Here is a 25317-nt window from a genome sequence, read left to right as displayed (position 1 = left end):
TATGAGCAAAACTATCTTTGTGAACAATGATTCCGTTGTTGATTTACAGCAGTACGGAAACATGCAAAATGCCAAAGTTGTCATTAGTGGGACCGACTTCAAATTCATCTTCCCGGACCATACTGAAATTAACGTGGTTAACGGCGCACTCTTTTCGAGTCTTGAAAAGAATACCGTCATGTTCAAGTTTCAGGGGGAAAGCATCTCCGGGCAGGACCTGCTAAAAAAGGTTGACCTGAGTAATTTGCAACTGGAAAGACTCGACTCTGCATTATCAGACCAGCGCCAGGAGCACGTGCTTAAAGATAATATCGGCAAGCTGAGCGATATTGACGCGAAAAGCCTCGATGAAGCCAAAAAAGAGGCGGAGCAGCTCAAGCATGAAGCGGAAAAAATGCGTGCCGAAGCAGAAGAGGCGCGCAAAGCGTCTGAAGATGTGGAAAAGCAGCTTCAGGAGTTTCTGAATGAAAAAGCGCAGAGTAAAACGCAGAATGGGGCGGAACCCCAGTCTGACATTGACGGCATGGACGGGGGAAATCTTTATAAAAAGAAATACTCTGATGAATCCGTTGCCGAGGCAAATCGCTTAATTTTTTCCGATTACTCATCCAGTTCTTCCAGCTCATCAAGTTCGAAATCGTCAGACTCGACGCCCGTTGATGAAAAGCCAATCGATATTTCGTTGAAGCTTGATGAGGTGAGCGATTCAGGTACCAAAAACGACAACATCACCAATGTTACTACCCCGGATTTTATTGGTTCAACGGGGCCTGGCCTGACGGTTACGCTGCGCGTTGATGGCATCGTTGTCGCCGTCACCACGTCCGATGCGATGGGGAATTTCTCATTCACCTCGTCGGCCCTTGCGGATGGTCAGCACAGCGTGCAGGTCGATGTTACCGATGGCTCAGGCGGTAGCGGCAGCGCAAAAATACAGGTCACTATTGATACCGTTATCGAAGCGCCCACCTTTGTGCTTGATGAACAGTATGCCATTGCGCAAGACGACAGGATTGAGGGTGAGAATTTAACGCGCTTTAGCGACGCCAAAATTGACGGTACGGCGGAAGCCGGTTCCCAGGTAGCTATTTACGCGAACGGTGTTTTGCTGACCACGGTCACTGTCGATGCAAACGGGAGTTGGTCTTATCAGTTCAGCGGGTCTGAGCTGAGTGAAGGGATCAACAATATTGAAATTACCGCGACGGATAAAGCAGGCAACAGCGCCTCGACAACCGGCACCATTACGCTTGATACCATCCCTCCTGAAACCCCGGTCATCATTCTTGATGAGGCCAGCGATACCGGCATGGCGCAGGACGACCACCTGACCAATGACAAAACGCCCTCTTTGCACGGTAATGCCGAACCTGATTCAACCCTTGAACTCTATCTCAATGGCTATAAAGTCGCCGATATTCAGGTGGATTCAGCAGGCAACTGGGAATACACCCTGCCAGATAATAAAATCACCGCGGATGGTGTTTATACCGTTGACGTTGTCGCCTCCGACCGCGCAGGAAATACCTCTTCGGCCAGTATGGATATCACTATTGATACCAATATCGACGCGTTTTCGATGTCGATGAACAGCAGTTCAGATAGCGGTATTGCCGGGGATAACTACACCAATAACATCTACCCGTCATTTACCGGTAAAACCGATCCCTCCAGCCACATTGTGGTCACCAACCTGACGACCGGGGAGGTCATTGAGCTTGATGCTTCGCAAAGCGGAAACTTCAGCTTTACTCTGAGCATGGCCTCAACGGAAGGGATTAACGAACTGTCGATCTCGGTCACTGATTATGCGGGTAACGAGCAGACGTTTAACTATGAATACACCATTGATACCGTCGCCCCTGTTGCCCCCGCTCTGGAACTGGATTCGTATGTTACCTCTCTTTCCGGTGACATTTTAACTAACGATGCCACGCCCCTCTTCACCGGCACGGCGGAAGCCGGTAGCACCGTTATCCTGTATATCGACGGTAAGCAATATGGCACGGTTACCGCCAACAGCGAGGGAACCTGGTCCTTTAACATGCCTTCGGATCTCGCCGATGGCAGCCACACTGCGGTGGCGTATGCCCAGGATCTGGCAGGGAACCTCTCTCCAGCCTCCGCCGATTATACCTTCAATGTCGATACCGGAACCGTCGCTCCTGCGGCTACTCTGCTTGCAGAAGATGATACCGGTAGCAGCCAGTCAGACTGGATCACCCGCCAGAACGACAATCTTACGTTTGTCGGTACGGCCGAAAAATACTCGACCATTACGCTGAAAGTGGACGGGAAAACCATTGGCACCACGCAGGCCGATGAAAACGGCCACTGGCAGTTTGACTATGATCCAAATCCCGCGTTGTCTGACGGCGAATTTACCCTTTCCATCGAAGCGCGTGATGAGGTGGGGAATACGGCGAGCAGCACCTATGAACTGGTTATCGACACCATGACCGTGACGCCGTCATTGCGTCTGGATGCCGGGTCAGATACGGGTTCTTCCAACGATGATGGCATTACTAAAGACACGCACCCGCTATTGACCGGGACGGCAGAGGCCAATGCCACCGTCGAAATTTATATTGATGGCAAATCGGTTGGTGAGGTGGTTGCTGACAAAAATGGCGTATGGAATTACCGTCTGCCAGACGATCAAACCTTGTCTGACGGCGATCATACGGTGGTGGTCAAAGCGACGGATATTGCGGGCAACAGCGCAAGCTCGACCTCAATGACGATCACCGTCGACAGCGTCATTGACACCCCAACGATTAAGCTTGAGAGCGATAGCGGCGACAGCAATTCGGATTGCATCACCAACAACACCTCCCCCGAGTTTTCTGGTACCGCAGAAGTTTATTCCAGCGTGGTTATCTATCAGGACGGGAAAGCGATTGGTAAAGCCACTGCGGATGCCAGCGGGCACTGGAGCTATAGCTATACCTCTTCTGAACCGCTGCAGGATGGCAGTTACATATTTTATGTCACCGCCACGGATGTTGCCGGTAACTCAGCCACTTCAGACAAAATCCAGGTGCAGATCGATACCTGGGTCTCCGTGCCGACGGTGGATCTGGCGGATGCGTCTGACACAGGCAGCAGTTCATCAGATAACATCACCCGCGATACGACGCCAACCTTTACGCTGGGCAATGTCGATAGTGATGTGGTCGATGCGAAGGTGACGATTAACGGCACCACCTATGACGCGACCCAGGTGGGGGGCGTTTGGCAGTTTACCGCGCCTGATCTGGCCGACGGGACGTACAGCATTATTGTTACCGTGACGGACAATGCAGGGAACAGTAAATCTTCTGAGGCGCTGTCGATGACGGTTGATACGGTGACCGCAGCGCCAGTGGTTACGCTCAGCGACGATACCGGCACGGCGGGCGACAATCAGACCAATGACGTTACGCCGGGCTTTGCCATTACCACCGACTCTGATGCGGTGAGCGTGATGGTGAGCATCGACGGCGGCACGGCGGTGGCGGCAACGATGGACGAGGCCGGGAAATGGCATATCACCTGTGACACGCTAACCGATGGCGACCACAGCATCAGCGTGACGGTCACGGACGTGGCGGGCAACACCGCGACCTCCTCGCTGGATTTTACCATTGATACCACGCTCTCTGTACCGACGCTGGATCTGGCGGAGGCCTCCGACAGCGGCAGCAACAGTACCGACAATATCACCAACCTCTCCACTCCGACCTTCACACTCGGCAATATTGACGCGGATGTAACCGACGTGCAGGTGCTGATCAACGGCACTGTCTACAGCGCAGAGCAGGTAGACGGCACGTGGACCTTCACCGCGCCGGAACTGGCGGACGGCGACTACAGCGTGACGGTGCAGGTCACCGATGATGCGGGTAACGTGCAGACCTCTGCCGCGCTGGCTATCACTGTCGACACGGCAACGAGTGAGCCGGTGATTACCCTCAGCGACGATACCGGCGTTCAGGGCGACAACCAGACCCATGACGTTACGCCGGGCTTTGCCATTACCACCGATACCGACGCGGTGGCGGTGATGGTGAGCATCGACGGCGGCACGGCGGTGGCGGCAACGATGGACGAGGCCGGGAAATGGCATATCACCTGTGACACGCTAACCGATGGCGACCACAGCATCAGCGTGACGGTCACGGACGTGGCGGGCAACACCGCGACCTCCTCGCTGGACTTTAACGTTGATACTACGCTGTCCATTCCGACCCTGGACCTGGCGGAGGCTTCCGACAGCGGCAGCAGCAGTACCGACAATATTACTCATGACACCACCCCGACCTTCACGCTGGATAATATCGACGCGGATGTAACCGACGTGCAGGTGCTGATCAACGGCACCGCCTACAGTGCGGAGCAGGTAGACGGCACGTGGACCTTCACCGCGCCAGAGCTGGCGGACGGCGACTACAGCGTGACGGTGCAGGTCACCGACGACGCAGGTAACGTGCAGACCTCTGCCGCGCTGGCTATCACTGTCGACACGGCAACGAGTGAGCCGGTGATTACCCTCAGCGACGATACCGGCGTTCAGGGCGACAACCAGACCAATGACGTTACGCCGGGCTTTGCCATTACCACCGACTCTGATGCGGTGAGCGTGATGGTGAGCATCGACGGCGGGGCGGCGGTCGCGGCTATTCAGGACAGCGCCGGACAGTGGCACATTACCAGCGGCGAACTTACTGAGGGCGACCACAGTATCAGCGTGACGGTCACGGACGTGGCGGGCAACACCGCGACCTCCTCGCTGGACTTCACCGTCGATACCGCGCTTTCGATCCCAACCCTGGATCTGGTCGATGCCTCCGACAGCGGCAGCAACAGTACCGACAATATCACCCGTGACACTACCCCGACCTTCACGCTGGATAATATCGACGCGGATGTAACCGACGTGCAGGTGCTGATCAACGGCACCGCCTACAGCGCAGAGCAGGTAGACGGCACGTGGACCTTCACCGCGCCAGAGCTGGCAGACGGCGACTACAGCGTAACCGTGCAGGTTACCGATGACGCGGGCAATGTACAGACCTCTGCCGCGCTGGCTATCACCGTCGACACGGTAACAACTGCGCCAGTTATCACCCTCAGCGACGATACCGGCACGGCGGGCGACAACCAGACCAACGACACCGCGCCGGGCTTTGCCATTGCCACCGATACCGATACGGTGGCGGTGATGGTGAGCATCGACGGCAGGGCGGCGGTCGCGGCTATTCAGGACAGCGCTGGACAGTGGCACATTACCAGCGGCGAACTTACTGAGGGCGACCACAGCATCAGCGTGACGGTCACGGACATGGCGGGCAACACCGCAACCTCCTCGCTGGATTTTACCATTGATACCACGCTCTCTGTACCGACCGTGGATCTGGCGGAGGCCTCCGACAGCGGCAGCAGCAGTACCGACAATATCACCCGTGACAGCACCCCCGCCTTTACACTCGGCAATATTGACGCGGATGTAACCGACGTGCAGGTGCTGATCAACGGCACCGCCTACAGCGCAGAGCAGGTAGACGGCACGTGGACCTTCACCGCGCCAGAGCTGGCGGACGGTGACTACAGCGTGACGGTGCAGGTCACCGACGACGCAGGCAATACGCAGACCTCTGCCGCGCTGGCTATCACTGTCGACACGGCAACGAATGAGCCGGTGATCACCCTCAGCGACGATACCGGCACGGCGGGCGACAACCAGACCAACGACACCGCGCCGGGCTTTGCCATTGCCACCGATACCGATGCGGTGGCGGTGATGGTGAGCATCGACGGCGGGGCGGCGGTCGCGGCTATTCAGGACAGCGCCGGGAAATGGCATATCACCAGCGATGCGCTGGCTGACGGTGAGCACAGCATCAGCGTGACGGTCACGGACGTGGCGGGCAACACCGCGACCTCCTCGCTGGATTTTACCATTGATACCACGCTCTCTGTACCGACCGTGGATCTGGCGGAGGCCTCCGACAGCGGCAGCAACAGTACCGACAATATCACCAATCTCACCACCCCGACCTTCACGCTGGGTAATATCGACGCGGATGTAACCGACGTGCAGGTGCTGATCAACGGCACCGCCTACAGCGCAGAGCAGGTAGACGGCACGTGGACCTTCACCGCGCCAGACCTGGCGGACGGTGACTACAGCGTGACGCTGCAGGTCACCGACGACGCGGGTAACGTCAAGACCTCTGCAGAACTCACTATCACCGTCGATACCGTCACCACGGCCCCGGTTATCACCCTCAGCGACGATACCGGCGTTCAGGGCGACAACCAGACCAATGACACCGCGCCGGGCTTTGCCATTGCCACCGATACCGACGCGGTGGCGGTGATGGTGAGCATCGACGGCGGGGCGGCGGTGGCGGCAATGATGGACGAGGCCGGGAAATGGCATATCACCTGTGACACGCTAACCGATGGCGACCACAGCATCAGCGTGACGGTCACGGACGTGGCGGGCAACACCGCGACCTCCTCGCTGGATTTTATCATTGATACCACGCTCTCTGTACCGACCGTGGATCTGGCGGATGCCTCCGACAGCGGCAGCAACAGTACCGACAATATCACCAATCTCACCACCCCGACCTTCACGCTGGGTAATATCGACGCGGATGTAACCGACGTGCAGGTGCTGATCAACGGCACCGCCTACAGCGCAGAGCAGGTAGACGGCAAGTGGACCTTCACCGCGCCAGACCTGGCGGACGGTGACTACAGCGTAACCGTGCAGGTCACCGACGACGCAGGCAACACGCAGACCTCTGCCGCGCTGGCTATCACCGTCGATACGGTAACGCGCGAGCCGGTGATTACCCTCAGCGACGATACCGGCACGGCGGGCGACAATCAGACCAATGACACCGCGCCGGGCTTTGCCATTACCACCGACTCTGATGCAGTGAGCGTGATGGTGAGCATCGACGGCGGGGCGGCGGTCGCGGCTATTCAGGACAGCGCCGGACAGTGGCACATTACCAGCGGCGAACTTACTGAGGGCGACCACAGTATCAGCGTGACGGTCACGGACGTGGCGGGCAACACCGCGACCTCCTCGCTGGATTTTATCATTGATACCACGCTCTCTGTACCGACCGTGGATCTGGCGGATGCCTCCGACAGCGGCAGCAACAGTACCGACAATATCACCCGTGACACCACCCCGACCTTTACGCTCGGCAACATCGACGCGGATGTAACCGACGTGCAGGTGCTGATCAACGGCACCGCCTACAGTGCGGAGCAGGTAGACGGCACGTGGACCTTCACCGCGCCAGACCTGGCGGACGGTGACTACAGCGTAACCGTGCAGGTCACCGACGACGCAGGCAACACGCAGACCTCTGCCGCGCTGGCTATCACCGTCGATACCGTCACCACGGCCCCGGTTATTACCCTCAGCGACGATACCGGCGTTCAGGGCGACAACCAGACCCGCGACATCGCGCCGGGCTTCGCGATTACCACCGATTCCGACGTGGCGAGCGTGATGGTGAGTATTGACGGCGGCGCGGCGGTGGCGGCGGCGATGGACGAAGCCGGTAAATGGCACATTACCAGCGGCGAACTTACTGAGGGCGACCACAGCATCAGCGTGACGGTCACGGACGTGGCGGGAAACACCGCGACCTCCTCGCTTAACTTCACTATTGATACCACGCTCTCCATTCCGACCGTGGATCTGGCGGATGCCTCCGACAGCGGCAGCAGCAGTACCGACAATATCACCCGTGACACCACCCCGACCTTTACGCTGGGGAATATCGACGCGGATGTAACCGACGTGCAGGTGCTGATCAACGGCACCGCCTACAGTGCGGAGCAGGTAGACGGCAAGTGGACCTTCACCGCGCCAGATCTGGCGGACGGCGACTACAGCGTGACGGTGCAGATCACCGACGATGCGGGTAACACCCAGACTTCTGCCGAACTCACTTTCACCGTCGACACGGTAACGCGCGAGCCGGTGATTACGCTCAGCGACGATACCGGCATTCAGGGTGACAATCAGACGACTGATACCACCCCGGGCTTTACTATCTCGACTGATACTGATGTGGTGAGTGTGATGGTCAGCATTGACGGCGGGGCGGCCGTTCCTGCCGTTCGTGGCAGTGCGGGACAGTGGTTTATCACCAGCGGTGAAGTGGCCGATGGCGAACACAGCATCAGCGTGACGGTAACGGACGAGGCGGGCAACACCGCGCACGCTTCGCTGGACTTTACGGTGGATACCACGCTCTCCATCCCAACGCTGGATTTGGCCGATGCCTCCGACAGCGGCAGCAGCAGCACCGACAATATCACCCATGATGCCACTCCGAGCTTTACGCTGGGCAATATCGACGCGGACGTCACAGACGTGCTGGTGCTGATCAACGGCACGGCGTACAGCGCAGAGCAGGTAGATGGTAAATGGACCTTCACAGCGCCGGAACTGGCGGACGGCGACTACAGCGTGACGGTGCAGGTCACCGACGACGCGGGTAACGTCAAGACCTCTGCAGAACTCACTATCACCGTCGATACCGTCACCACGGCCCCGGTTATCACCCTCAGCGACGATACCGGCGCGCAGGGCGATAACCAGACTAACGATTCCACCCCGGACTTTGCGATTACCACCGATGCCGATGCGGTAACGGTAATGGTGAGCATCGACGGCGGGGCGGCGGTCGCGGCGACGATGGATCAAGCGGGCAAATGGCATATCGCCTGCGATGCGCTGGCTGACGGCGAACATACTATTAGCGTGACGGTAACGGACGTGGCGGGCAATACCGCGACCTCCTCACTGGATTTTACCATTGATACCACGCTGTCCACGCCGACCGTGGACCTGGCGGAGGCTTCCGACAGCGGCAGCAGCAGTACCGACAATATCACCAACCTCTCCACTCCGACCTTCACACTCGGCAATATCGACCCGGATGTCACGACGGTGCAGGTGCTGATCAACGGCACTGTCTACAGCGCAGAGCAGGTAGACGGCAAGTGGACCTTCACCGCGCCGGAACTGGCGGACGGCGACTACAGCGTGACGCTGCAGGTCACCGACGACGCGGGTAACGTCAAGACCTCTGCAGAACTCACTATCACCGTCGATACCGTCACCACGGCCCCGGTTATCACCCTCAGCGACGATACCGGCGCGCAGGGCGACAACCAGACCCGCGACACCGCGCCGGGCTTTGCCATTACCACCGATACCGACGCGGTAACGGTAATGGTGAGCATCGACGGCGGGGCGGCGGTCGCGGCTATTCAGGACAGCGCCGGGAAATGGCATATCACCTGTGACACGCTAACCGATGGCGACCACAGCATCAGCGTGACGGTCACGGACGTGGCGGGCAACACCGCGACCTCCTCGCTGGATTTTACCATTGATACCACGCTGTCCACGCCGACCGTGGACCTGGCGGAGGCTTCCGACAGCGGCAGTAGCAGTACCGACAATATCACCAACCTCTCCACTCCGACCTTCACACTCGGCAATATTGACGCGGATGTAACCGACGTGCAGGTGCTGATCAACGGCACCGCCTACAGCGCAGAGCAGATAGACGGCAAGTGGACCTTCACCGCGCCAGAGCTGGCAGACGGCGACTACAGCGTAACCGTGCAGGTTACCGATGACGCGGGCAATGTACAGACCTCTGCCGCGCTGGCTATCACCGTCGACACGGCAACGAGTGAGCCGGTGATTACCCTCAGCGACGATACCGGCGTTCAGGGCGACAACCAGACCAATGACGTTACGCCGGGCTTTGCCATTACCACCGACTCTGATGCGGTGAGCGTGATGGTGAGCATCGACGGCGGGGCGGCGGTCGCGGCTATTCAGGACAGCGCCGGACAGTGGCACATTACCAGCGGCGAACTTACTGAGGGCGACCACAGTATCAGCGTGACGGTCACGGACGTGGCGGGCAACACCGCGACCTCCTCGCTGGACTTTAACGTTGATACTACGCTGTCCATTCCGACCCTGGACCTGGTTGAGGCCAGTGACAGCGGCAGCAGCAGTACCGACAATATTACTCATGACACCACCCCGAGCTTTACGCTGGGCAATATCGACGCCGACGTCACGACGGTGCAGGTGCTGATCAACGGCACCGCGTATGATGCAGAGCAGGTAGATGGCAAATGGACCTTCACCGCCCCGGCGCTGGCGGACGGCGACTACAGCGTGACGGTGCAGGTCACCGACGACGCAGGCAATACGCAGACCTCTGCCGCGCTGGCTATCACCGTCGATACCGTCACCACGGCCCCGGTTATTACGCTCAGCGATGATACCGGCGCGTCGGGAGACAACAAGACCAACGACACCACGCCGGGCTTTGCCATTACCACCGATACCGACGCGGTTACGGTAATGGTCAGCATCGACGGCGGGACGGCGGTCGCGGCTACCCAGGACAGCGCCGGAAAATGGCATATCACCAGCGGTGAACTGCCCGAGGGTGAGCACAGCATCAGCGTGACGGTCACGGACGTGGCGGGCAACACCGCGACCTCCTCGCTGGACTTCACCGTCGATACCGCGCTTTCGATCCCAACCCTGGATCTGGTCGATGCCTCCGACAGCGGCAGCAGCAGTACCGATAATATCACTCAGGATGCTACGCCGACCTTTACGCTCGGCAACATCGACGCGGACGTCACGGCGGTGCAGGTGCTGATCAACGGCACGGCGTATGATGCCGAGCAGGTAGACGGCAAGTGGACCTTCACCGCGCCGGAACTGGCGGACGGCGACTACAGCGTGACGGTGCAGGTCACTGACGACGCGGGTAACGTACAGACTTCTGCCGCACTCGATATCACTGTGGATACGGTTACCACGGCCCCGGTGATCGTCCTTAGCGACGACACCGGCGTTCAGGACGACAACCAGACCAATAAGGCCACGCCGGGCTTCACAATTGCGACGGATACCGACGTCGTGACCGTGATGGTCAGTATCGATGGTAATACGGCGGTAGCCGCGACGAAAGACGCCGCCGGGCAATGGCACTTCATCAGCGATGCGCTGGCTGACGGCGAGCACAGCATCAGCGTGACGGTGACGGACGTGGCGGGCAACGCCGAAACCTCCACGCTTAACTTCACCGTCGACACCACCCTGTCCATTCCGACCCTGGACCTGGTTGACGCCAGCGACAGCGGCGACATCAGCACCGATAATATTACCCATGACAGTACGCCGACTTTTACGCTCGGCAATATCGACGCTGACGTAACCGACGTGCAGGTGCTGATTAACGGCATCGCCTACAGCGCAGAGCAGGTGGACGGTAAATGGACCTTCACCGCGCCAGAACTGGCGGACGGCGACTACACGATTACCCTGAAGGTCACCGATGATGCGGGTAATACGCAATCTTCTGCCGATCTCATGATCGCCGTGGACACGGTAACAACCGCCCCGGTTATCACGCTCAGCGATGACACCGGTACGCAGGGTGACGAGCAAACGAATCATTCGACGCCGGGCTTTGCCATCACCACCGACACCGACGCAGTGAGCGTGATGGTCAGCATCGACGGCGGGGCGGCGGTGGCGGCAATGATGGACGAGGCCGGGAAATGGCATATCACCTGTGACACGCTAACCGATGGCGAGCACAGCATCAGCGTGACGGTCACGGACGTGGCGGGCAACACCGCGACCTCCTCGCTGGATTTTATCATTGATACCACGCTCTCTGTACCGACCGTGGATCTGGCGGATGCCTCCGACAGCGGCAGCAACAGTACCGACAATATCACCAATCTCACCACCCCGACCTTCACGCTGGGTAATATCGACGCGGATGTAACCGACGTGCAGGTGCTGATCAACGGCACGGCGTACAGCGCGCAGCAAGTGGACGGTAAATGGACCTTCACCGCGCCAGAACTGGCGGACGGCGACTACAGTGTGACGGTGCAGGTCACCGATGATGCGGGTAACGTACAGACCTCTGCCGCGCTGGATATTACCGTCGACACGGTAACGCGCGAGCCGGTGATCACCCTCAGCGACGACACCGGCGTTCAGGGCGACAACCAGACTCACAGCACCGCACCGGGCTTTGCCATTACCACCGATACCGACGCGGTCACCGTGATGGTGAGCATTGACGGCGGGTCGGCGGTCGCGGCTATTCAGGACAGCGCCGGAAAATGGCATATCACCAGTGATGAACTGGCTGAGGGCGATCACAGCATCAGCGTGACCGTAACGGACGTGGCGGGCAACACCGGGACCTCCACGCTTAACTTCACCATTGATACCTCGCTCTCCATTCCGACGGTGGATCTGGCAGATGCCTCCGACACTGGCAGCAGCAGTACCGATAATATTACTCATGACAGCACCCCGACCTTTACGCTCGGCAACATCGACGCGGACGTCACGGCGGTGCAGGTGCTGATCAACGGCACGGCGTATGACGCACAGCAGGTGGATGGTAAATGGACCTTCACCGCGCCGGAACTGGCGGACGGCGACTATACCGTGACCGTGCAGGTCACCGACGACGCGGGGAATACCCAGGCTTCCACCGCACTGAACGTGACGGTCGATACCACCCTCACGGTACCGATCATTACCCTGAGCGACGACACCGGTACGGCAGGCGATAACCAGACCAACGACACCACGCCGGGCTTTGCCATTACTACCGACACCGATGTGGTGAGCGTGATGGTGAGCATCGACGGCGGCGCGCTGGTGGCGGCGACGCAGGACAGCGCAGGACAGTGGCATATCGACAGCAATACGCTGGCGGACGGACAGCACACCATCGTGGCGACCGTCACCGACGCCGCGGGCAACACTGCTAATTCGGACACGATGACCTTTACGGTGGACACCACGCTCTCCGTGCCAACCCTGGACCTGGCGGCTGATTCCGACACCGGCAGCAGCGCAACGGATAACATCACACGCGACACCACTCCGACCTTTACGCTGGGCAATATCGATAAAGACGTCACTGCGGTTCAGGTCATGATCAACGGCATGGCCTATGACGTCGAGCAGGTTGACGGCAAATGGACCTTCACCGCCCCGGAACTGGCGGACGGGACCTATACCGTGACCGTGAAGGTAACGGACGAGGCCGGGAACGTTCAAACCTCGGCGGCGCTGGATGTCACCGTCGATACGGTGGTAGCAGCGCCGGTGATTACCCTCAGTGACGACACCGGTACGGCAGGTGACAACCAGACTAACGATTCCACCCCGGGCTTTGCCATTACCACCGACACCGATGTGGTGAGCGTGAGGGTGAGCATCGACGGCGGCGAGCCGGTGGCGGCAACGAAGGATGCGAACGGGAAGTGGCATATTAACAGCGGTGAACTGGCTGACGGGGAGCACAGTATCGTGGCGACCGTCACCGACGCGGCGGGCAATACCGCTGATTCGGACACCATGACCTTTACCGTCGACACCACGCTTTCCGTACCGACCCTGGATCTGGCGACTGATTCCGACAGCGGCAGCAGTGATTCCGACAACATAACCCATGATGCCACCCCGACCTTCACGCTGGGGAATATCGACGCCGACGTAACGGACGTACAGGTGCTGATTAACGGCACCGCCTATAGCGCAGCGCTGGTTGACGGCAAGTGGACCTTCACGGCGCCAGCGCTGGCAGACGGCGACTACAGCGTAACCGTGCAGGTCACCGACGACGCCGGAAATACCCAGACCTCCACCGCGCTGAACGTGACGGTCGATACCACCGTCACGGTACCGGTCATTACCCTGAGCGACGACACCGGCACGGCAGGCGACAACCAGACCAACGATTCCACCCCGGGCTTTGCCATTACCACCGACACCGATGTGGTGAGCGTGATGGTGAGCATCGACGGCGGCGAGCCGGTGGCGGCGACGCAGGACAGTGCGGGACAGTGGCATATCGACAGCAAAGCGCTGGCGGACGGCGAGCACACCATCGTGGCGACCGTCACCGACGCCGCGGGCAACACCGTTGATTCGGACACCATGTCCTTTACCGTCGATACCACGCTCTCGGTGCCCACTCTGGATCTGGCGGATGCCTCCGATACCGGCAGCAGCGCAACGGATAACATCACCCATGACAGCACCCCGACCTTCACGCTGGGGAATATCGACGCCGACGTCACGGACGTGCAGGTACTGATCAACGGCACCGCCTACAGCGCAGAGCAGGTAGCCGGCAAGTGGCAGTTCACCGCGCCGGAACTGGCGGACGGCGACTACAGCGTGACCGTGCTGGTCACCGACGACGCCGGAAATACCCAGACGTCCACCGCGCTGAACGTGACGGTCGATACCACCGTCACGGTACCGGTCATTACCCTCAGCGACGACACCGGCGCGGCAGGCGACAACCAGACCAACGACACCACCCCGGGCTTTGCCATTACCACCGACACCGATGTGGTGAGCGTGATGGTGAGCATCGACGGCGGCACGCCGGTAGCGGCCACGCAGGACAGTGCGGGACAATGGCATATCGACAGCAAAGCGCTGGCGGACGGCGAGCACACCATCGTGGCGACCGTCACCGACGTGGCGGGCAATACCATTGATTCAGACACGATGACCTTTACCGTCGATACCACGCTCTCGGTGCCCACTCTGGATCTGGCGGATGCCTCCGATACCGGCAGTAGCGCAACGGATAACATCACCAAAGACAGCACGCCGACCTTTACGCTGGGCAATATCGACGCGGATGTCACCAGCGTGCAGGTGCTGATTAACGGCACCGCCTATAGCGCCGAGCAGGTTGATGGCAAGTGGACCTTTACCGCACCGGAACTGGCCGATGGCGACTACAGTATCAGCGTCAATGTAACCGATGATGCGGGTAACACCGCGACGTCAGCGGCGCTCAATATTACGGTGGATACCGAGGTGCTGCCTGTCAACATTGTGCTGGATAAAGCCTCAGACACCGGGGCAAATGCAGATGATAACTATACGGCGGACGCCACGCCCACCTTTGCATTCACCAATGTGCCTGACGATGTCGCCACCATCACGCTGACGTTGAACACCGGACAGCAATACACGATTGATCTGAGCAAAGGATCCACATTTACCCTGCCGACTGAGCTAAAAGATGGCACTTACACTGCCACCGTGACGGTGACGGATGTCGCAGGTAACAGTGCTGATAGCCATATTGAGTTCACCGTCGATACCACCGTCGACAAACCGGCAGTAGAACTTGTTGCCGCCGCGGATTCCGGCGATAGCCAGACAGACGGGCTGACCAACGACACGAAGCCGCAGTTCCAGCTCAGCGGTGTGGATACCGATGACCTTAACACGGTGACGATAGCCATTGTGAGCAGTGACGGCAGCTACAAAGGGAGCTGGACGCTGGATGCTGAAACTTACGGCAGCGGCGCCTGGACCTGTCCGGTCAAGCTCGACGACGGGCAATATACCATTGCCGTCACGGTTGAAGACATGGCGGGGAACAAGAGTACTTCTGATGCTGTTGCATTCGAAATCGACACCGTGACAAGCATCGAAAGCATTCAACTGCTGGATGATACAGGCTCAAACACCACCGATAATCAGACCAATGTGAACACGCCTGAGTTCGCAATCAACGTGCCGGACGACGTTACCCACGTCAGCATTATGATTGATGGCAAAGCGGCAGGAGAGGCCTCGAAACAGGCCGACGGAACGTGGCACTTCTCTACCGCCGAACTGGCCGACGGAGCGCACACCATCACTGTTACCGTAACGGACGCTGCGGGAAATAGTAGCCATCAGGATCTCAACTTTACGGTCGACACAACCCTCTCTCTCCCGACGCTGCAGCTTGCAGGCGAAAGCGATAGCGGATACAGCGATTCCGATAATATTACGCAGGATGTGCGCCCAACCTTTGTGATCGGCAATATCGACAGCGACGCGGTCACTATTACATTGACCATTAACGGTCAGACATGGCCTGTCACCGTTGTTGATGGGAGTGCAGTCTTCACGGTTCCAGCCGATCTGCCTGATGGCGTATGGCAGGCACAGCTGAAGGTCGTTGATGACGCAGGTAATGAAAAAACGACCTCGCTCAATGTCACCATCGATACGACGACCAGCGTGGACGAAATCACCCTGCAAAGCGATACCGGGGTGCAAAACGACTGGTTAACCAACGACGCCACTCCAACGTTTGCGATTACCGCGCCTGCTGATGCGCATTCCGTGTCGGTAAGTGTCGGAAACACCACCCAGGATGCCATTTTCCAGGATGGGAAGTGGGTGGTTACCCTGCCGACTGAGCTGGCTGATGGTGAGTACACGCTGATGGTGGTCGTCACCGATAATGCGGGCAATACCGCTCAACGCAGCCAGTCGTTCACCATTGACACGACTCTGGAGCCGCTTACTGTCAAGATGCTGACCGCAGATGATACGGGCGTGGTGGGTGATAACGTGACAAATATCACCAAACCTACGTTTGAGCTGAGCAATGTGCCGGAAGATGTTTACAGCATTGAGGTCACCCTCAATGGTGCGACGACAACCGTCAAGAAACAAGCGGATGGCAGTTGGACCTATACGCCGGACACCGCCCTTGCCGAAGGGGATTATACGCTGAACGTGCGTGTCACCGATGAGGCCGGGAACCAGCGATCGTCCACATACGATTTCACTATTGATACCTCGGTGGACATCAATACCATCACGCTGACGACAGATACCGGCGATTCCTCTTCGGATGGCATCACCAATGCCGCTCAGCCGGTCTTTAATGTCACCACCTCAGAGGATGTTATCAGCCTGACGGCAACCATTAACGGTCTTGCCTGTACGGTCGTCAAAAATGCGGACGGTGAATGGACCGTCACCTCTCCGATCCTCTCTACTGCGGGTGATTATACATTGACCGTCACCGTTGAAGATGCGGCGGGAAATACCACCACCGACACGAAGACAATCACGTTTGATAACCAGCTTTCTGTTCCGACCATCGCATTCGAGGCGGGTGATGATACGGGCTATGACAACGGGGATCATTTGACGGCCAACAACACGCCGTCGTTTACGATCGGTAATGTCGACAGCGACGTGACGCATGCCGTTATTACGCTTGATGGCGTCCCTACCACGCTCAAACAGGACGGAAGCGGTAACTGGATCTTTACCCCTTCTTCCGCGCTCTCCGATGGTACGCATGAAATGACCGTGCAGGTACAAGACAGGGCGGGGAATACCTCAACGCAGACCTTCTCCTTTACGGTAGATACCACATTATCGACGCCGACCATCGTTCTCAGCACCTCATCCGACACCGGTGATAGCGACGACGATAATCTGACGTCGAAGACGCAGCCCGAATTTGTTATCAACAATGTTGATGGGGATATCTATTCAGTTGTCGTCACCCTGAACGGTGTTGACTATAACGCCACCAAAAATGCCGACGGTGAGTGGTCATTCCAGGCCCCTAAACTGGCCGATGGGGACTATACGATAACGGTTACGGCAACGGATAAAGCGGGGAACGAGCGTTCATCCGATCTGGACTTCACGGTCGATACGACGGTGGCTATAGATAACATCACCATGTCCGATGATACCGGTTTCTCCCCGGATGACCATTTAACCAACGATACCATCCCGAGCTTTGACATTAGCGTCGCAGACGACGTTTCTCATGTTTCGGTCGCGCTTGATGGAGGCAAATCCGTCGATTTAGTAAAAAACAACGGAAAATGGACCTACACCGTCGACTCGGCTTTGACCGACGGCGAACATTCTCTTGTTGTCAACGTAGTGGATAAAGCGGGTAACACGACTCAGGAAACCTTCACTTTTACCATTGATACATCGCTTACGCCTGTGACGGTGGATCTTAAAGACGAGGACGATAGCGGCAGCAGCTCCGCCGATAATTACACCAACAATACCCAGCCAACCTTCGAGTTCGGTTCGCTGGATAAAGATGTCTATAGCCTGACGGTAAACCTCAATGGCAAAGATATTCCGGTGGATTTGACCAGCCAGCCGGTGAGTTTCACGCCGGATGAAGCGCTGGCGGACGGCACTTATACCTTAATCGCCACGGTGACGGATAACGCCGGCAATACCAAAGAGTCCCCGATAACATTCACGATTGATACGCAAACGTCGGTATCGGTGGATTTCGTTGTCGGTAACGATACTGGCTATTCCGATAGCGATAACATTACCAATACCAATGCCCCGGAATTTGAAATCAGCGTGCCGGCGGACGTAGAGTCCGTGACCGTCAGCCTGAACGGCGGAACCGCGATACCGCTGACCAAAGATGAGTCTGGCCGCTGGCTCTTCCAGGCGCCAGCGCTGGCAGACGGTAACTACACCCTGGACGTCTCGGTGGTGGATAAAGCGGGTAACACCGCCAGTACCGAACTCAAATTTGAGGTGGATACCACGCTCAGTATCCCAACGATTAATTTAGCGGCTGACAGCGATACGGGCACCTTGTCGAATGACCACTTAACCAAAGACACTACGCCCGCCTTTACGCTGGATAATATTGATGCCGACGCGCATAGCGTTACCGTCACGATCAACAATAAAACCTATAACGCGACGCAGAAAAATGGCGAATGGAGCTTCCAGTTACCTGACGCGGATGCGCTTTCTGACGGAACTTACACCGCGACGGTGAAGGTGGTCGATGACGCCGGAAATACAAAATCGGCCTCCGTCGACATTACCATCGACACCGTCTGCTCTGCGCCGGTTGTTACGCTCGATAATGGCAGCAACAGCGGCAGCACCGATGACAACATCACCAATGTGACAACGCCGGTCATCAACATCAGCGGCGCGCCGTCTGATATTGCCACCATTAGCGTCACGCTCGGTGAGAATACCTGGTCCCTGGACCCGTCGGCGACCAGTTGGCAGGTACCGCAAGGTCTGGCCGATGGCGCCTATACCGTCGTGGTCACCTTTACAGATAACGCCGGTAACAGCAATTCGATGCCCTACAATTTTATTATCGATACTGCTGTTGCCTCGCCTACCGTGGTCCTGCTTGATGATACCGGACGCGATACCACCGATAACCTGACCAACGTCTCGGTACCGCGTATCCAGATTAGCGCGGCGGAGGATCTCGCATCCGTTACCGTCACGCTTGATGGCAACACGCAAACGCTGGAGAAAAATGCCCAGGGTGAATGGATTTATACCGCGGATACGCTGGCGGATGGGACGTACACCGCCACCGTCGAGATGGTGGACGTTGCAGGTAACCATACTACGGTGCCCCTGACCTTTACGGTTGATACCCAAATTCCGCAGGCGGGGATCGCCATGGACAGCGCCACCGACACGGGCGACAGCGCCAGTGATGCGTTAACCAACGATCCTCAACCCGTCTTTATCATTTCTGGCGTGCCGGAGGATGTGGACACCGTCTCTGTAGTGATAAACGGCGCGAAATACACGGCGACGCAAAACGAAGCGGGGGAGTGGACGGTTACGCCAGCAAAACTGGCGGATGGTGACTACACGGCAGAGGTCACCGTGACGGATAAAGCCGGTAATACCTCTGAAAGCAGTATGAATTTTACCATAGACACGCACGTTGCGCTGTCGGTGGAGATGCTGGCCTCTTCCGATACCGGTTCTTCGCAGACGGATAAAATCACTAAAGATACCTCACCGACGTTCGGCGGGCTGACGGACAAAGACGCGACGCTGGTTGTGACCGTGCTTGATGAGAGCGGTAATGTGGTCCAGACCCAAACCATCCATCCTGCCTCTGACGGGACCTGGTCTATTACGCTCGACGATCTGGCTGATGGTAATTATACCCTCTCGGTGACAGCGACCGATAAGGCCGGAAACGCTCAGGCATCCAGCACCGATTTTGTCATCGATACAGAGGTTAACGCGCCGGGCGTCGCATTGAGCGAATCCGACCCGGGTAACAACCATGAAGCCTTGAACCTGACGCCAGAATTCAGTGGTAACGCGGAAGCGGGTTCGACGCTGGCAATCAGTATTGATGGCGTCACTGTCGCCAGTGTTGTGGTGGACAGCAACGGCACCTGGTCTTGGACGCCGCCGAGCGCCATTAACTCAGGCGACCATATCATCACCGTCGTTGCGACCGATAAAGCGGGTAACGTCTCTGAAGCCACTGATTTTAGCTTTATTATTCCGCTGGTTGACGTCGATCCGCCGACATTGCAGCTGCAAACCGGATCGGATAGCGGTTCTATCGGTGATTTTATCACTAACGATACCACGCCATCGATCACCGGGACGTCGCTGCCGGGCAACACCGTGACGATTTACGTCAACGGAGAAGTGGTGGGCACGGCGACAACGGACTCAACCGGGCGATACAACTTTACGTTGCCAGAAATGGCGGAAGGCACCTACAGCGTTGAGGTCAGCGTCATTAACCCGAACAACGGTGAAGAGGTCAAATCAGATCCTGCGAGCCTGGTTATTGACACCCATGTGGCGCCGCTGGACTGGGATATTTCCGGCTTAAATGATGAAGGCTATCTGAACACCAATACCCCGGTGGTGAGCGGAACCTCTGAAGCCGGTGCGCACATTAAGGTGATGATCGACGGTCGCGTGGTGGTGGAAACGGTCGCCGCCAGCGACGGCAAATGGCTGGTGTCGATACCGAACATTGGTAGCGACGGAAAACATGAGATTAGCTTCTCGGTAACCGATGTGGCGGGTAACACAGAAACCTTCGGCCCGCAGGATTTTGTTCTTGATACCTATATTGCGCCGCTCACCGTTGATTTACGCGATGCGGATGATACCGGCGCGAGCAGTACCGACAACATCACCCAAAAAACCACCGTTCACCTGGACGGCACCGCAGAAGCTGGTTCAATCATCACTATTGCGAATACGCAGGGTGACATTCTGGCCACCGTTACCGTAGATGATAAAGGCTCCTGGAGTACGGAAATTACGCTGACCGAGGGAACACAAACCTTTGTGATAACCTCCACCGATGATGCCGGCAATAGTGTCTCCAAAAATATCGATATCACCTGCGACACGCAAAACAGCATTACTGATGTGGTACTGAGCCGGGATTCGAACAGTGCAGACACCATGGACTCTATCACCAAAGTGACAACGCCAACTCTGACGGCAGTGACCGATCCTAATGCCACGGTGGATGTGTATGTCAATGGCGTAAAAGTTGCCACGGTGACCGCTGACGCGGCGGGGACAGTAAGCTGGACGATGCCGGAAAGCGCCGACGGCGCCTATGACATAAAAATGGTGTCAACCGATGCGGCAGGCAATACCGCAACCAGTGCCACCACTACCGTTGTTATTGATACCGTGGTCGACAATTTTAGCGTCGATACGCTGCCGGAACTGACCAATAGCAAAGCGCTGAACGTCACGGGTACGGGTGAAAGCGGCGCCTCGATCACCGTTTATCTGAACGGCGTCGCGGCGGGCCAGGTTACGGTATCGGCTGATGGCAGTTGGACGCTACCGCTGATCCTCAAAGAGGACGGGCAGTACACCCTGACGGTGCAGATCACTGACGTGGCCGGAAACAGCCAGACCAGCGATCCCGTGGTCTTTACCTTAGACAGCCAGACCGATTACCCCACCATCAACCTTGATGATGCCTCCAACTCTGGGTCGCTGGATGATCTGATAACCAGTGACACGAAGCCCGCCTTCCACGGCACGGCGGAAGCGGGGTCGACGGTCTCGATCATGGTCGATGAAAAAGTGGTGGCGACGGTTACCACAGATGCCCAGGGCAACTGGACGTGGCAATATCCAACTGCGCTGGCCGATGGCGAATACTCTATCCGCGTGATAGCGGAAGATGCAGCGGGCAATACCGCCGAGTCTGCGCGTATCCTGGTGACGGTCGATACCAGCACCTGGATTGAGCTGGATAAAATGACCAATGACACGGGGTTCTATAATTATGATTACAATACGTCCAGCACGAAGCCGACGTTCCAGCTCAACGGTGAAACGGGGCAGCCTGTAAACGTTTATATTGATGGTAAGTATGTTGAAACCATCACCATTACCGGGCGCAACTATCTCTATACCGTTCCAGAGGCGCTCAACGACGGTAGCCATACCATCCGCTTTGATATTACCGACGCGGCGGGTAATACCAGTACCACCGGCGATCAGAGTTTCATTGTCGATACGGTCAACGATACCCCTGTTACCCTCGATGGTATTAACGGAGACAGCGTTGCTGACCATACCGTAGACGGAACTATCTATATTAACGATCTCTCTGCGGGCGTTAAACTGAACGGGACAGTTGAAGCCAACAGCCTGGTCACCGTCACCATCAACGGGATGAAGGTTGGCGAGGTCTGGGCAAACGGTCAGGGGGCGTGGAGCGTCAATGTAAATTCGCTCCTGCTCTCCGACGGTACCTGGAATGTAACCGTGAACTCGCAGGATAAGGCGGGCAACACCAACTCGTCGACCTATACCATTGTCGTTGACACCGCGATCAGCCAGTTCACCGCCAACGTGCAGGACGACAAAGACGCCTCTGCCGATAAATGGATAGTCAACAGCCGTACCCCAACCTTTACCGGCGTCGGTGAGGCCGGGGCCACGGTCACCCTGATGGTGGCAGGCATGGTGGTGGCGACCACCACAGTTGCCGCCGATGGCACCTGGACCATTAAGACCGATGCGCCACTGCCTGAAGGGACAAACGCCTTATCTTTTACCATCGAAGATAAGGCCGGAAATAGCGAGACGATCAACCATGACATCCTGGTCGACAGCACTGCACCTGCCGCCCCGACGGTGGACATCTCTTCGTGGAACGAAGAGGGGAGTCTGTGGATCCTGTCAGGCAAGGCGGAGGCCGGGACGACGGTCATCATCAAGGATGATGCCGGGAATGTCCTCAACACGGTTACCGTAAACAGCTCCGGTAGCTGGAGTACGGCGATAAACTATCCTGACGGCGGCAAAATCACCATTCAGGTGGAGGATAGCGCCACCAACATGAGCGAGCCCGTTGCGCTGGATGTGATGTTTACCACGCCAGTGATTACCCTGGATACGGCCTCAGATGGCGGCACGGTGGGTGATAATCTGACCAATGATTCAACACCGACCTTTATTCTGAACAACGTAGAGAAAGATGTGGTTTCGCTCAGTGTGACCATCAATGGCACCGTGGTGCAGGCGACGCTGGTATCTGCGGGGATCTGGTCCGTCACCTGGACAGAGCCGCTGGCTGATGGTCTGGCTAATGTTCAGATCGTGGCAACCGATGGGGCCGGTAATACCGCCAGCCAGACCTACAGCTTTACCGTGGATACGACCCTCAGTGCGGCAACGATAACCCTCGATGCGGACAGCGATACCGGCACGGTGGGTGATAACATCACGCAAAGCCATACGCCGGTCTTCACCCTGAGCAACATTGACGCTGACGTGACGCAGGTAGAAGTGACTGTCAATGGCGTCACGTCAACCGTGGTCAAAGATGCCTCGGGCAACTGGGTGTTTACCCCCGACACCGCGCTGCCGGACGGCCAGTGGACGCTGGAGGTGAAGGTCACCGACGCCGCGGGCAACACCGCCGAATCCTCGCTGGACTTCACCGTTGACACCACCCTCAGCACGCCGGTGGTGACGATGGATGCGGCAAGCGACACCGGTACGGCGGGAGATAACATCACCGCCAACGCGCAGCCGGAATTTGTGCTCAGCAACATTGATGCCGACGCCACCCGCGTGCAGGTGACCCTGAACGGTAAAACGCATGATGCGGTGAAAGACGAATCGGGTCAGTGGACCTTTACCCCGGATACGGCGCTGCCGGACGGCCAGTGGACGCTGGAAGTGAAGGTCACCGACACTGCGGGCAACACCGCCGAATCCTCGCTGGACTTCACCGTTGACACCACCCTCAGCACGCCGGTGGTGACGATGGATGCGGCAAGCGACACCGGTACGGCGGGAGATAACATCACCGCCAACGCGCAGCCGGAATTTGTGCTCAGCAACATTGATGCCGACGCCACCCGCGTGCAGGTGACCCTGAACGGTGAAACGCATGATGCGGTGAAAGACGAATCGGGTCAGTGGACCTTTACCCCGGATACGGCGCTGCCGGACGGCCAGTGGACGCTGGAAGTGAAGGTCACCGACACCGCAGGCAACACCGCCGAATCCTCGCTGGACTTCACCGTTGACACCACCCTCAGCACGCCGGTGGTGACGATGGATGCGGCAAGCGACACCGGTACGGCGGGGGATAACATCACCGCCAACACGCAGCCGGAATTTGTGCTCAGCAATATTGATGCCGACGCCGCCCGCGTACAGGTCACCCTGAACGGTGAAACGCATGATGCGGTGAAAGACGAATCGGGTCAGTGGACCTTTACCCCGGATACGGCGCTCGGTGATGGCACCTGGACGCTGGACATCATGGTCACCGATACGGCGGGCAATACAGTCCATCAGTCGGTTGATTTTACCGTTGATACGCATGTCGATAATTTCGATGTCGCTTTCGACAATAATAGTGGTCAGGATGATAGTTGGCTTAGCGATGATTCCACATTATCTTTCACCGGCCACGGTGAGGCGGGCGCGGATATTTCCATTACGCTGGACAACGGTGATGCCCTGACAACCCGTGTGGATCAGAATGGCAACTGGAGCCTTGAGATAGATGATGTTCCACAGGGTTCGCATGAGTTGACCTTCACCATTACCGACCGGGCTGGCAATACCGAATCCTATACTCACGAAGTGGATGTTGAACCAGCCGGACCTGCGCTGTTGCAGAGCGGTCCCTCTGTCCCGGACCCGGTCGAGGTGGACTCTTCGCATCCGGTATTTGAATTCAACTTTGATGGGGACGTGAAGCACGCCAGCGTAGAAGTGGACGGTAAGGAATATTCGCTGTCTCCGGCTGAGTCCGGCCCAACGGTGTTTGAAGTGCCTGTCGCCCTGCAGGATGGACAGCACAGCCTGGTGCTGCAAACCAAAGATAGCGCGGGGAATAGCGAGCGTCAGGAGGTACCGTTTACCGTGGATACCAGTTCCCGCAGCGTTGTTGTCAGCATGGATCAGCACAGTCAACATGACGGCGACTCGCCACACTCCGCTGCCGACACCAGCACCTCGCATCAGGCCGCCAGCTTCGTGGCAGAGGTGATGAGCATGACCCCGAGTGTCGAAGAGCATCACGACGAGCACTCACACCATCATTAATCAACGTCCCCCCGGTCGGTAACGATCGGGGGGTTGAGTAT

At 57.7% G+C, this 25317-nt stretch carries 1 protein-coding gene; it reads left to right on the top strand.

Annotated features, from left to right (window positions below; all coding sequences use genetic code 11):
• Position 1: 1 nt before the first annotated feature.
• Positions 2–25276 carry an Ig-like domain-containing protein gene (locus NL510_RS21030; protein WP_253380040.1) on the top strand — a complete coding sequence of 8425 codons (25275 nt, stop codon included), beginning with the start codon at positions 2–4 and terminating at the stop codon, positions 25274–25276.
• Positions 25277–25317 lie beyond the last annotated feature (41 nt).

It is taken from the genome of unidentified bacterial endosymbiont (assembly GCF_918797525.1).
Lineage (GTDB): Bacteria > Pseudomonadota > Gammaproteobacteria > Enterobacterales > Enterobacteriaceae > Enterobacter.
This window is presented reverse-complemented; position numbering and strand designations above follow the sequence as displayed.